This is a genomic window from uncultured Campylobacter sp., assembly GCF_937981295.1.
Lineage (GTDB): Bacteria > Campylobacterota > Campylobacteria > Campylobacterales > Campylobacteraceae > Campylobacter_B.
The window spans coordinates 36,352-49,804 of sequence record NZ_CALJPC010000092.1 but is presented as its reverse complement, the minus strand read 5'-3'; the positions used below and the strand labels follow the sequence as shown (position 1 = coordinate 49,804).

Genomic DNA, 13,453 nt, shown 5'->3' with positions numbered 1-13,453 from the left:
GAAGCAAGGGCGGTCATAGAGGAGCTTGTAGGCGCGATAAATAAGCTACCTGTATCGAGACGCCTGAGCGCGAGGACGCTTATGTGGCGGTACGCCAGATAGCGGATAATGCGCGTTTTGAGATACCGCAGAGCAAAACCCAGGAGTGGTTTGATGTGGTGCGGGATTTTTAAAATTTATCCGAAGCGGCGCATGGTTGAAATTTATCCGAAGCACAGCGCGGTTTAAATTTATCTAAAAAGCGACGCCGTACGGCAAAGCCCACGCTTTTGCCGCTTTGAGCGTATTTTGCTTTCTTGAGCTAAAATTTAGAGAAAGCCAGCGATCGGCTCAGACTGCAAAAAGGCGAATAAATTTGCGAACATTTTGCAATTCGCCTGCTTCAATGCAGATTGAGCTTTGCACGGCTGCGGCAAGTGCTTCGCCCGTCCGCCGTAAATTTTAAAATCTACGCGCCAAGCTTTTCGTATCTATGAAAGACACTTTGCCAGCCAGCTCAAAAGCCTGCCTATAGCGCGGTTTCATTCATATTTTTAGTCTTATATTGCCTCGCTTCTATTTTCATGCTCTTGCTACTTAAATTTAACGTCTAGTGTCTTAAAATTCTCGCTGCACGCCGAAATTTATACGCATATCTCTAGCTTTCGCGGTTAAATTTTAAATTTCATCCCCGTTTATCTCATCCGCAAGTTTTAAAATTTTAGCCTGTACCGCCTCAGGAGCGTAGATATTCATCCACTCTATCCCATTCGAAGCGCTAAAAAGTACGGCGATCTGTCTATCGCTCATCGCGCGCTTGGCAAGCTTGGTCGCCGCTGGGCTGTTGCCCATATTTGGCGTTTCGTCTATGCTTATCTCGGCGCAGCGGCGTAAAATAGGTGCCAAATCAAACTCTCCCTCGAGCAAAATAATAACCGAGCCTCGCCTAAAACTGCAAGCGTTCCAAAATATTTCGGCGCCGTTTACGCATTCTCGCGAGAGATCGAGGCGAAATTTACCCCGCTCGCGCACGAGAAAACTAAACTCGCTCAAGTTTAGCGGGTGCTCCACGCTACCGAATGCCCCCACGATGCTATCTTTGCGGCCGTTATAGACGTAGGCGGCGAGCGCATTTTGCAGTAGCGGCGCGATGATCTGATCGTGCGCGCTCGTATGGTCGTCATCTCTGGCGCGGTCTGGGATCTTTACGAAAAACGGTTTGAAATACTCCATAAACGCTCCTTGAGCCTATAAAATTTGCTCGCTTTTGCTTTTAAATTTAGCGCTTGCAGCGGTTAAATTTAGCCTGCCGTCGCCGCATTTTCGGCTCGTTTTCAGCCGTCTCCGTTTTAAATTTTAAAATTTACGCAGGCTTTAGCAGGCAAAATTTTTAAGTGCTGTTTTTCTAAAATTTTAACGCGTTTTTTAGAACGCTGTGCGTTTAAATTTACCGCCCTAAAATTTCAAATTTATCGCCGTGCACCGCGATCGCTTCGGCGTTATTTATCGGCACCAATTTTAACTTGCCGCCGTAAATTTTTAAAATTTCAGCCGTGCTTTGCACGAAGGGCTCCTCGCCGTAGTGTACTACTGGATAGAATTTAACAAGATCTAGCCCGGTTTGCGTTGCTACTGATTCACTACCACTCGCATTGTCCATCGCGCTCGCGTACTCCACGCTGGGAGCCGCGATCATCGCGCCTGCCGACTCACCCACGTACACGAGCTCGCCGCTTCGGACGCGATCTGCGATGAGGGTTGCTAGACCTTTCTTTTTAAGCTCGCGCAAAAGATAAAAGGTGTTGCCGCCGCTTACGTAAAGCACCTGCGCTGCGCCGATCTTTGCCTTGGCTTCGGCCTCGCTTGCCTTGGAAACGTCTAAAATTTGAACCTCAAAGCCCATTTTGGCAAATGCCTCTTTCGCCTCGTCCACGTAGTCTCGGTACTCCTCGACGTTTGCGGCGGTCGGGATAAAAAGCACCTCTTTAGCGCGGATATTTTGCCCGGCATAGTCCTCAAAAAGCGTCGCCGCACCCGCAAAATAGGAGCATAAAAACATCTCTATCATTGTTTTTCCTCTCAAAAGGCCGAAATTTTGCGCTATTTTAGCTTAAATTTTATAAAATCACCGAAAATTTAAACGAAGGAGCGAGCGTGAAAAAAATGTGGGAGGGGCGCTTTAGCGAGGCGAGTTCGGCGCTTTTGGAGGAGTTTAACGCCTCGATCGGCTTTGATAGGGCGCTTTGGCAGGAGGATATTGCAGGCAGTAAGGCGCACGCTCGGATGCTCGGCGCCTGTGGGATTTTAAAGGCTGAGGAGAGCGAAAAGATCATCGCCGGGCTTGACGCCGTGTTTGAAGAGATAAAAAGCGGTAAATTTGAGTTTAAAACCGCCGACGAGGACATCCACATGGCGGTCGAAAAGCGCCTAAGCGAGCTCATCGGAAGCGATCTTGGCGGTAGGCTGCACACCGCGCGCAGCAGAAACGATCAGGTCGCGCTTGATTTTCGCCTCTACGTGCTTAAAAGCGGCACTCAGGTTGCCGAAAAAATCCGCGAGCTAGTAGAGGCTCTGCGAGATATAGCTAGCAAGCACGCAGACACGCTGATGCCCGGCTACACGCACCTTCAGCACGCCCAGCCCGTGAGCCTTGCCTATCATTTGCTAGCTTACGCGTTTATGTTTCGCCGCGACTACGAGCGCTTTGCTAGCTCACGCGAGCGAAACAACCTCTGTCCGCTGGGCTCCGCCGCGCTTGCCGGCACGCCGCATCCGATAAACCGCGAGCTGGTCGCGCAGCAGCTGGGGTTTGCGGGAGTGACGCCAAACGCGATGGACAGCGTCAGCGACCGCGACTTCGCGCTGGAGATTTTGTTTAACGTAAGCGTGCTGATGACGCATGCGTCGCGCCTGTGCGAGGAGCTCATCTTGTGGAGTTCGCAGGAGTTTGGATTCATCACGATCAGCGACGCGTACAGCACGGGCAGCTCGATCATGCCGCAGAAGAAAAACCCCGACGTCGCCGAACTCATCCGCGGCAAAACGGGGCGCGTAAACGGCAATCTCGTCGCGCTGCTAACGGTGATGAAGGGCTTGCCGCTAGCTTACAACAAGGATATGCAAGAGGACAAGGAGGGCGTTTTTGATAGCGTCGCCACTGCGCTTGCGAGCCTTGAAATTTTAAAACAGATGTTAAAAACGGCTAAATTTAACGAGCAAAATATGCTCGCGATGACCAGGTGCGGGCACCTCACGGCAACTGATCTGGCTGATTATCTCGTGCGGGAGAAAAACGTGCCGTTTCGCCGGGCGCACTTCATCACGGGCAAAGCCGTGGCGTTTGCGGAAAATTTGGGCCTAGATTTGAGCGAGCTAAACGCGCAGCAGCTTGCTAGCGTGGATGAGAGCTTGGACGCGGACGCGGTTAAATTTCTTGATCTAAACGCTTCTAAGGAGGCGCGCAAGTCGCAAGGAGGCACGGCAAATGAGAGCGTGGCGGCACAGATTGAAATTTTAAACGAGTGGCTGAAAGGGTAAATTTAAGAGCCTAAGAGCGGCGAAATTTTAAAATTTAGCGCTCGTAGCTTTGAAATTTCGTAGCCGCAACTTTAAATTTTAAAATTCGGCGAGCTCGACGATCTGTGCGGACACATACACGGGCTGGGCGGGATTGGCAAGCGGTGGCGTGTTAGCTGTGCGCGGAACGGGCTTTGTGACGAGATTTCGAAATTTCAGTCGCAGACTGCAAAGTAAAATTTCAAAAGCAGGGCTCGAACAAAGCGATGAATTTAAATTTGACGCTTCGCCTGCGAGATAAAATTTTAAAAAATGTGCCGCCGCTAAGCTGCCTAAACGCAACTAAAAAGCGCGAGCAGACTTTGCGGGCGAGTTTTTTTAATCGGCGTCGAGGGCGGCGCGGAGTAGAATTGAATTTGAACTCAAAGATTAATTACGGCGGATCGGATTTTTTCGAGAGCGGAATTTAATCGAAGCAAATTTAAACATGGAGGGCGTTTTGATATATTTGGTGTCTAATACGAGATTTGATCATCCGCAGGTGAGGCAGCTTGTGGTCTGCAAGATAGAATTTCTCAAATTTAGCCTGCCTGCGCAGACGGGCGCGCTAATTTTTACCTCCAAAAATGCGGTGGCGGCGATAAAATTTAATGAAATTTCGCCTGATTTAGATACGCCCGTTTACGCTATCGGTGAGCCGTGCGCTGCGGCTGCGCGCGAGTTTGGATTTCGCGATATCTACACGGCGCAGCACGGGCACGGAAATGAGTTTGCCGCGGAGATCGCGCCGCTCCTGCAAGGCGCAGACGCGCTGTATCTGCGCGCGAGGCAGACGGTATCGAAGCTGGAGCAGATCCTGTCTAGCGCCGGCGTGTGGCTGCAAAGCGTGATCGCCTATGAAAATTGCGTCCTTGGCCTGCCTGCCGCCGCAAAGCCGCCGCAAGGCAGCACGCTGATTTTTACCTCGCCTAAAAACGTGCGCGGATTTACCGCAAATTTCGGCTGGGACGGGAGCTACAAGGTGATCTGTATCGGCAAGACGACGGCGAGCGTTTTGAGCGAGTTTTGCGAGCCGATAATCTGCGAAAGAATGTCGATAAAATCCTGCGTCGATCTGGCGCTTTTGCCATAGTTTAAGCAAATTTAGACTATAATTTTGCCCAAGCCTGGGTGAAGCGAGAGCGTTTTATATGAGGGTTCAACATATTTGTATAAGCGACGACGTGAGAGGTCCGTGTGACGCGGCTCGGCTCGAGCTTTTTTAAAGTTACGGGTTGCGACCTAGAGATTTTTCCTAGTTGCAAGATTGGCTTTGTTTGAGCCGATTCTTTTTACGCAACGCTCACTTGGGTTTTTTACGTTACGGAGGCTTCATTGAATATCCTAATAATCGGCGGCGGCGGTAGAGAATACGCGATCGGGCTAAGACTTCGCGAGGATAAAAACGTTTTAAATCTGTATTTTGCTCCGGGAAACGGCGCTACAAAGGCGCTCGGTAAAAATTTAGATTTAAAAGATTTTAATGAACTCGCACTTTTTGCTAAAAACAACGACGTAGCCCTTACCGTCGTAGGCGCCGAAGAGCCGCTTACAAAAGGTATCGTGGATATTTTCAAAGCGCAAGGCCTCGCGATATTCGGTCCCAGCGCTACTGCGGCGAAGCTTGAGGGCTCTAAAGCCTATATGAAGGACTTTCTGGCGCGAAATCATATTAAAACCGCAAAATTTCTAAGCAGCGACGATCTCTCCGAAATTTCAAAATTTATCGATACTCTAAACGGCCGCGTAGTGGTCAAAGCGGACGGCTTGTGCGCGGGCAAAGGCGTCATAATCGCAAATTCCAAAGATGAAGCTAAAAAAGCCGCTGCGGATATGCTAAGCGGCGAAAGCTTCGGCGAAGCGGGTAAGCGCGTTGTCGTGGAGGAGTTTTTAGAGGGCTTCGAGCTGAGCTTTTTTGCAATCTGCGACGGGGAGAATTTCGTAAGTCTGCCCGTAGCGCAGGACCACAAAAAATTGCTTGACGGCGATCTGGGCCCGAACACCGGCGGCATGGGAGCCTATGCGCCAAGCCAGCTAGCGGATGCCGCGCTGATAAAAAGAGTGCAGAGCGAGATCGTAGCACCCACGCTAAAAGGGATGAAGCAGCAGGGCGCGCCCTTTTGCGGCGTGCTGTTCGTGGGGCTTATGATCGTGGGCGGCGAGCCTTACGTACTGGAGTACAACGTCCGCTTCGGCGATCCGGAGTGCGAGGTTTTGATGCCGCTAATTGACGGAAATTTGAGCGAAATTTTATACAACGCCGCCGTAGGCAAGCTAAGTAGCATAAGTTTAAAAGAGCGATTCGCGGTGGGCGTCGTGATGGCTAGCGAGCGCTACCCTTACGGTTCTTCGCAGCCTGCTTTGATCGAAGTCGGCGAAATTCCCGCGAGCGCGCATATCTGCTACGCGGGCGTGAGCGAGCGGGAGGGGCAGATTTACGCTAGCGGCGGGCGCGTTTTGGTAAGCGTGGGCGTCGCGCAGAGCCTAAAGCAGGCGCGCGATGCGGCTTACGCGCTGTGCGAAAATATAAAATTTAGCGGCGCGCAGTATAGGCGCGATATCGCGCACCAAGCCTTAAGAGATAAAATTTGATCGTCGCTCCGCTTAGCAAGCGCGTAATCGCGTTTAGTATTGACGAAGCGGTGAGCGTAACGCTTTTTGTGGTTGTGCTATTTGCTATCGACGAGCCAGAGCTTGTCGCAGCGGCGCAGAGCGGAAGCAATCTTGAGGTACAAAAGATCGTGTCGAAATTCATTTTGCATTACGCGATAATAAAATTTTTATATCAGGCGATTTTTGTCTATCTATACGGCGCGACGCTAGGCAAGCTTGCGGTTAAAATTTATTGTGTCCGCGCTGACGGCAGCTCTATGGATATCGCTACTGCAGCGATCCGCGCGGCGGTTAGGTTGATAAGCGAGATGATCTTTTATATGGGATTTTTGGTAGCGCTTTTTACGAACTCGCGTCAGAGCCTGCATGATATGGCGGCGAAAACATTGGTGGTAGAGATTGAAAAAGAGTAAAAAATTTAAAATTCTAGCGCTTAGTTTTAGCGCTCTTTTAGCAAGTAGTGCGAGCGCAAAGGTCCAAGACGTCGAGCTTATAGCAGATAATGTCGAGAAAAACGGCTTTTTGACGGAGGCGAGCGGCAACGTAACGGTGTATTCGCAGGACTACTTTATCACCGCCGATCGCGCTACATACGACGAACAAAACGGCATCATCGAGCTTTTCGGCAACGTCAATGCGATGCGCGGCAGCAGCGAGACTACGCGCGCGCAGCATGTCAAAATCGATCTGAAAAACGATAAGCAGCAAGCCGACGTAAATTTTATGATGGACAAGGACTCTGAGCTTTGGATGCAAAACGACGCGAGCTGCAGCGATAGTGAGTATTACCGCGTGGAGGGCTCCAGCGTATCTAGCTGCAACGTTACCGATCCTGATTGGCGCATTAAATTTAGTAGCGGCATGCTCAATAAAGATAGCAAATTCCTCCATCTTTTCAATCCAAGATTTTACGTAGGTGATGTGCCGGTGCTCTATCTGCCGTATTTCGGCTTCCCGACCGACCGTACGCGTCGCACGGGCTCGCTGCCTCCCGAGGCCGGCTACATCAGCAAGGAAGGGATTTACTACAAGCAACCGATCTATTTTGCGCCTTACGATAGCTGGGATTTTCAGCTCGATCCGCAGGTGCGCAGCAGAAGGGGCTTTGGCGTATACGGGACATTTCGATTTACGGAGTCGCCGTATTCTTACGGCGAGATTAGAGGCGGAGTTTTCGATAACTTCTCGAGAGCGCAAAAGCGCCTCGAATACAAAAACGAGCGCCATCACGGCTTTGAAGTTCAATACGATCGCAGCAAGCTCGCGACCTATCTGCTAGACGGCGATCTGCGCGAAAATTTATGGATCGACTTTACTCAGCTAAACGACCTTGAATACTACGATCTGAAGGCAAAGGGAGGTCTTGGCAACGATGCGGATAATTCGCTCGTAACTTCACGGCTGAATTATTATTTGACCGGTGACGAGCACTATTTTGGCGCTTACGGACGCTACTATATCGATACAAGCAAGCTAAACGCCGATAATACCTTCCGCAACGAAGATACCGTCCAAGAGCTTCCGACGCTGCAATATCATAAATTTAGCAATGATTTGGGGCTGCCAAATTTGATCTATTCGCTTGATGCAAAAGCGCGTAATTACACCAGATGGGAGGGCGCGACTGCTCGCCAATATGAGTTTGACGTACCGATTAGTATAAGTACGCCGCTACTGGCGGATTATTTAAATTTCGCCTTTACCGAGCGAGTGTATATGACCAATATCGATTGGCACGATAAATTTTACTACGCAAACGGAGATCTTGGCGAGGATAAAAGCACTTTCTACGCTAATCAATACACCGAGCTTTCGCTCTACACCGACGTAGCCAGGGCTTACGATAGCTTGTATCACACTATGAGCTGGAGGGCGGATTTTAGAATTCCAAGCTGGCAGCAAGGCGACATCGAGGATAGAATTTTAAAGTATCATCAGTATAAATACGACCTTGCTCGCGGCGCAGTAGATCGCTCACGGCTGGGTAACTTGCAAGACTCGCTTTATTGGGAGGATAACTTCTTAAGCGAGCTTAGTGACGAATACACCCACGAAAATGCAGCTTTAAGTATGACGCAGTTTTTTTATAATGAAGACGGACGTAAATTCTTACGCCATAGTGTCAAGCAGCGGTATGACTTCGACGATCATGAGTTCGATGATTTAGAACACCGCATCGATGCATATTTTGCAAATGGGCTAAATATCGGAAACCGCTTTACCTACTCGCATAAATATAAAAGCTTCGATAAGGTCTATACCTACGCCAACTACTCCAACGACGACTTTAGCTTTGGACTTAGTCACGCTTACGAATATGAAAAACTTAGCATGGAGCCTAAACGCTATACGAAAGATAACTACGGCATCGTAAACGCTTCGGTAAATTTGCCTAGGAATAATAAAATTTTTGGGCGTTGGGATTACGACTTGGAGCGATCTTATTCTAAAATGTGGCGCGTGGGACTTTCTCATACGCGCAAGTGTTGGAATTACTCTTTTGTGTATCAAGAGGATATTGAGCCTAAAAATACCAGTACTACGGGCTACAGCAAAGCAAGCAAGGAGCGCGGAATTTACTTTCTCGTAAATTTCTATCCGTTCGGCGGAGTAGGGTATGATTTTTCAGTAGATAGCGAATACGGAAGCGAAAAATAATGACGCCTAGAGCTGAGCTGATGTTTGAAAGCCAAATCAACGCCGCGATGAAACTCGCAGAAATTTTACCCGCTACCGTGATCAAAAACGAAAATTTTCTGATAATCGCTCAATCCCTGGAGTCGCTTCCTATCGCAAACCATCTTGCTCTAAAACTAGGGCTTGCTTATGAGTTTTTATTCACAGAGCCAGTTTTGGCACCCAATAATCCGGAATGCGCGATCGCGTGCGTAAGCGAAACCCAAGAGATCGTGATGGTAGATGAGCTCGTGCGAAGCTTCGGCATCAGCCTGGATTACGTTTACGGGCAGGCGAACAGACTTTATGAGGAGAAAATTTTAAAAAACATGTATAAATTTCGCAAGGGCGAGCTTTTGGGAAATTTGGAGAAAAAAAACGTTATCTTGGTAGATGAAGGGTGTGAGAGCGGGCTGACCGCGCTTACTTGCATAAAGACGCTCGTAAGCTTAAACGCCAAAGCGATCTTTTACGCCACGCCCGTTATCGGCAGCGATAATGCAGACGAGATCGCAATGCTAGTAGATGGAATTTATACTGTTCACAAGATCAGAGATTTTGTGAACGTGGATTTTTATTACAAAGAAAAAACGCTCTCAAGCGCGGAGGAGATAATGCAAATTTTAAACAAATGCCCGCTTTATCTGCCGTTTCACGAGACTAACAAAAACAAGGAGAAAATTAATGCAGTGCAAAATTGAAGTAAATGGCAATACCGAAATTTTCGATATCGACAAAGTTGCGAAACAAGCCGCGGGCGCGGCGCTTTTGCGCGTGAAAAATACCGTCGTGCTGGCTACCGTAGCGCGCGAAGAGACGCAGGTGCAGGAGGACTTTTTGCCCCTTACCGTGCAGTATATCGAGAAGATGTACGCGGCGGGCAGAATCCCCGGAGGCTACATCAAGCGCGAGACCAAGCCGGGCGATTTTGAGACGCTAACCAGCCGCATCATAGATCGCTCGCTGCGCCCGCTCTTTCCAAAAGGCTATGCATATCCGACGCAGATCGTAGTTTACGTGCTATCGGCAGATCCCGAAGTCGATCTGCAAGTCGTCGCTCTTAATGCGGCGTCCGCGGCGCTATATCTTAGTGACATCCCGATTAAAGCGCCCGTTTGCGGCGTGCGCATAGGCTATCAAAACGGAAATTTCATCTTAAATCCGAGCAACTCCGCGCTTAAAGCTAGCGCGCTCGATCTTTACGTAGCCGGCGTCGGCGATGAGCTTTTGATGATCGAGATGCGCTCCCTGCCGCAGATTAATGGCGGCGCGCAGCAGATGAATGAATTTAGCGAAAATCTGATGGTAGATGCGATCGATTTTGCCGCAAAGGCGATAAGTGCTGGCTCAAACGCTTACGAAGAGGCCTTTTTGCCGCTTAAAAAGCCCGATGCAAGCCTGGAGTACAAGCCCGAGATCGAGGATGAGGATATCGCGGATTTTATCGACGCAAACTACAAAGACGCCGTCAAAGCGGCGATCAATCAGATGGCAAAGAGCGAACGCGCTACCGAACTAAACAAAATCGTGGATCAAATTTTAACCACCGAGGCTGCGGCGCAAAACGAGTGGAGCAAAGAGGTGATCTCTAGCGTCATCGGCAAGTATAAGCGCGGCATCATCCGTACGCAAATCATCGAAGATCGCCGCAGAGCCGACGGACGCGCGCTTGATGAGGTGCGCCCGATCAGTATCGAGACCAATATCCTGCCGTGCGCGCATGGAAGCTGCCTATTTACGCGCGGGCAGACGCAAGCTCTTGTCGTTACCACACTGGGTGGCGATAGCGATGCGCAGCTAAGCGACAGCCTAACGCAGCTCGAGCCGATCAGCGATAGATTTATGTTTAACTACAACTTCCCGGGCTTTTGCGTAGGCGAAGCAAGCCCGCTTAAAAGCCCGGGCAGACGCGAGCTGGGACATGGAAATTTAGCCAAAAGAGCGCTATATCCGAGCATCGATCTAAACTCGCCGCAGTCTATCCGCGTGGTGAGCGAAATTTTAGAGAGCAACGGCTCAAGCTCGATGGCTTCGGTCTGCGGCGGCGCGCTATCGCTTCGGGCGGCGGGCGTGCCTACGCTAAAGCTCGTCGCGGGCGTCGCGATGGGCTTGATTTTTGAGGGCGAAAAACACGCCGTACTAACCGACATAATGGGACTTGAGGATCACGACGGCGATATGGATTTTAAGGTCGCGGGCACCCATGAGGGCATCACCGCGCTTCAGATGGATATCAAGCTCGGCGGCATCAGCCTGGAGGTTTTAAAAGAGGCTCTAGCGCAGGCAAAGCAGGCTCGCGCGCATATTTTGGGTCTTATGGAGCAGGCGGACGCGGCGATCGTCATAAATGAAGATGTGCTTCCGAAGCTTGAAATTTTTAGTGTCGAGGCGAGCAAAATCCCCGACATCATCGGCCAGGGTGGCAAGGTCATCAAAGAGATCACCGAAAGCTTCGGCGTAAATATCAATCTGGATCGCGAAAAGGGCGAGGTCAAGATCCAGGGTGCCAAAGCTAGCGCCGTATCGGGCGCGAAAGAGAAAATTTTATCGATAGTTTCAAATTCTCGCGATTTTCGCAAGCCGCGCGGTGAACGCAAAGAGGTAAAATTTCAGATCGGCGAGGAGTTTGACGGCGTGGTGCAAAGCGTGCTGGATTTCGGTACCTTCATATCGCTACGAGACGGCGTGGACGGGCTACTGCGCGCTAAATTTATCACGACGCCTTACAAGGCGGGCGATGTGGTGCGAGTGCGCGTGACCGATCAGAAAGGCACTAAAATTTCACTGGAATTAGCTTAAAATTTTAATAGGAGCGTAAAGATGCAGCTTAAAAAGATTTTTTTCCCTATCGGCGGCGGCGAGGAGCTAGCCGAGCGCATACACGGAGCGCTGCTCGTGAATAAATTTTTCGGTACGCACATCAACATAATGGCGTGCCAGCTCGATCCTAAGATGATCTACAATGTCCGTATGACGCTAAAAGGCGGCGTACTGATGGAGGAATTTTTAAAATCAGCGGGCGATGAGATGAGGGCCGAGCGCGAGGAGATCAGGGCGATCTTCGACGCCGAATGCGCTAAGCTCGATTTGGATCAAAACGACGACGATCACGTCCCAAATAGCGCCGCTTTGAGGCATATGGTGGGCATTCGCTCCGAGCTGGTCGAGAAATACTCCAAATATTGCGATTTGGTGCTGGTTTCGGTGCCGCCTACGGGCTCTATTACCGGCACGTTCGAGGCGGCGGTCACCAAAAGCGGCAAGCCTTGCATCGTCATACCGCGCAAGCTGAAGGAGTTTAGGGCGGATAAAATTTTGGTCTCGCTTACCGGTACTGCGGCCTCTGCGCGAGCGCTTGATAATTGGCTGGAGCTTTTGCAGCGCGCCAAGTCCGTCACCGTCATCACCGCAAACCACTACCTCCAAGAGGGCATCCCCGAAACAAAGCGCCGAATAAGCGATTATTTGGCTCTGCACGACGTTAATATCGATGCTTTCGAGACGCTAAACGCAGACGGCAAGATCCCGGGGCAGGTGCTGCTAGAGTACGCCGACGCGGGCGATTTCGACCTCATCGTCGCGGGCTTGCACTCAGACAGCGGCATCAAGGAGATCTTCTTAGGCGGCGCGTCGAAATACTTCCTGCAAAAGACCAAAATTCCGGTTCTAATGTAGCTTGAAGCTTAGACGCCGTATCGCGGCATATCGCCGCACCGCGTCTAGGCTTAAGTCGGCTTTTAAGCGCCGCAAGCTAAAGCTTAATTTTAATCGGCTCGTCGTGACTTTGCTAGCCCGCCCGCAGATCGCGCGGTTTGTCATTTTGCGGATGGGTTGAGATTAATTTTGCCGCTAGCTTTGCTGACGAGCCGCGTTTGCTTTGCTACGGCTAGAGAGCAAGTATATCCGCAGCGAGCGGAGTTAGCGGTCGCAGCAAGCGCGCCGGTCTATCTTTAAGCGCGGCGAGTTTGGAATTTCTATGCTTGCCGTTTTCGGCTGCGTCGCTAAATTTTGCATAAAATTTGAACTTGAAATTTCTGCTTGCACGCTAAATTTTAAATCTCAAGGAGCGTAGATGGCATTTGAAAATGCAATCATCACCAAAGAGGATGATGAGAAGTATGGATTGAGGGAAATTTACTACAAATATAATCCATACTATGAGACTTTTATTAATGAGCTCGATTGGACTATTGATCGAAATGCAGATTGTTGGCTAATGCCAGTATATAGTTTTCCTGATCCAGACTATGATCATGCAAGCCTTGCTAAAGGCATTTGGATTTTATATCATAAAGGTGAAATTATTGAAGTCACATTGGATTATATATTTGATGAAGGTAAAAAGCTTCATCGAATTTGGCAACTTTTGGAATTGACTCCAAAAACCACAAATACTCTTTCTAAAAAGGATATAGTAGCTTTACTATTCAAAATTTTGAAAGTTTATGGCTATGCCGGAACATGGCAAAAAGAAAACTACACTATGGAACTCCAAGACTTAACCAATCGCGGTGCAAAATAGAGCTTTAAATTTAACTTCATTTTAGTCCCGCATAAAATCAAATTTCATAGAATTCTAAAATTTCGCAGAAATTTGAAATTCTAAAATTCCAAAATCCTATAATTTCAA

12 protein-coding genes are annotated in these 13,453 nt (G+C 49.4%); 10 read left to right on the top strand and 2 right to left on the bottom strand.

Annotation, left to right across the window (positions count from 1 at the left end):
* Positions 1-657: 657 nt before the first annotated feature.
* Complete coding sequence (locus tag Q0135_RS09715) at positions 658-1,212, bottom strand: hypothetical protein (protein WP_297990136.1); 555 nt, start codon at positions 1,210-1,212, stop codon at positions 658-660.
* A 214-nt stretch (positions 1,213-1,426) separates the two neighbouring features.
* Positions 1,427-2,047 (bottom strand): Type 1 glutamine amidotransferase-like domain-containing protein, encoded by a 621-nt coding sequence (locus Q0135_RS09710; RefSeq protein WP_297990134.1) that lies wholly within the window; start codon positions 2,045-2,047, stop codon positions 1,427-1,429.
* Between the two features lie 95 nt (positions 2,048-2,142).
* Between Q0135_RS09710 and argH the strand changes: the two genes are divergently transcribed.
* From argH to Q0135_RS09660, 10 genes are all read left to right on the top strand, one after another.
* A complete protein-coding gene (gene argH / locus Q0135_RS09705) occupies positions 2,143-3,516 on the top strand; it encodes an argininosuccinate lyase (RefSeq protein ID WP_297990139.1) in 1,374 nt (457 codons plus the stop codon).
* A 133-nt stretch (positions 3,517-3,649) separates the two neighbouring features.
* Positions 3,650-3,796: a hypothetical protein gene (locus Q0135_RS09700; protein WP_297990132.1), complete on the top strand. Its 147-nt coding sequence runs from the start codon at positions 3,650-3,652 to the stop codon at positions 3,794-3,796.
* Between the two features lie 198 nt (positions 3,797-3,994).
* The gene (locus Q0135_RS09695) at positions 3,995-4,627 is read left to right on the top strand and encodes a uroporphyrinogen-III synthase (RefSeq protein WP_297990130.1); all 633 of its coding nucleotides are present in this window, start codon (positions 3,995-3,997) and stop codon (positions 4,625-4,627) included.
* A 242-nt stretch (positions 4,628-4,869) separates the two neighbouring features.
* Positions 4,870-6,126, top strand: a complete 1,257-nt coding sequence (purD, locus tag Q0135_RS09690; protein ID WP_297990128.1) for a phosphoribosylamine--glycine ligase — start codon at positions 4,870-4,872, stop codon at positions 6,124-6,126.
* Positions 6,123-6,560 carry an RDD family protein gene (locus Q0135_RS09685; protein WP_297990126.1) on the top strand — a complete coding sequence of 146 codons (438 nt, stop codon included), beginning with the start codon at positions 6,123-6,125 and terminating at the stop codon, positions 6,558-6,560. Before purD ends, Q0135_RS09685 begins: the two co-directional genes overlap by 4 nt.
* Positions 6,547-8,805 carry an LPS-assembly protein LptD gene (locus tag Q0135_RS09680; RefSeq protein ID WP_297990124.1) on the top strand — a complete coding sequence of 753 codons (2,259 nt, stop codon included), beginning with the start codon at positions 6,547-6,549 and terminating at the stop codon, positions 8,803-8,805. The genes Q0135_RS09685 and Q0135_RS09680 overlap by 14 nt, the downstream gene beginning before the upstream one ends.
* Positions 8,805-9,524 carry a phosphoribosyltransferase family protein gene (locus tag Q0135_RS09675; protein WP_297990123.1) on the top strand — a complete coding sequence of 240 codons (720 nt, stop codon included), beginning with the start codon at positions 8,805-8,807 and terminating at the stop codon, positions 9,522-9,524. Before Q0135_RS09680 ends, Q0135_RS09675 begins: the two co-directional genes overlap by 1 nt.
* Complete coding sequence (locus tag Q0135_RS09670) at positions 9,508-11,622, top strand: polyribonucleotide nucleotidyltransferase (protein ID WP_297990121.1); 2,115 nt, start codon at positions 9,508-9,510, stop codon at positions 11,620-11,622. The genes Q0135_RS09675 and Q0135_RS09670 overlap by 17 nt, the downstream gene beginning before the upstream one ends.
* Positions 11,623-11,643: 21 nt before the next feature.
* Entirely contained in the window at positions 11,644-12,498 is an 855-nt protein-coding gene (locus Q0135_RS09665) for a universal stress protein (protein ID WP_297990119.1), read from the top strand.
* A 397-nt stretch (positions 12,499-12,895) separates the two neighbouring features.
* Positions 12,896-13,345, top strand: a complete 450-nt coding sequence (locus tag Q0135_RS09660; protein ID WP_297990117.1) for a hypothetical protein — start codon at positions 12,896-12,898, stop codon at positions 13,343-13,345.
* The last annotated feature ends 108 nt before the right edge of the window (positions 13,346-13,453 follow it).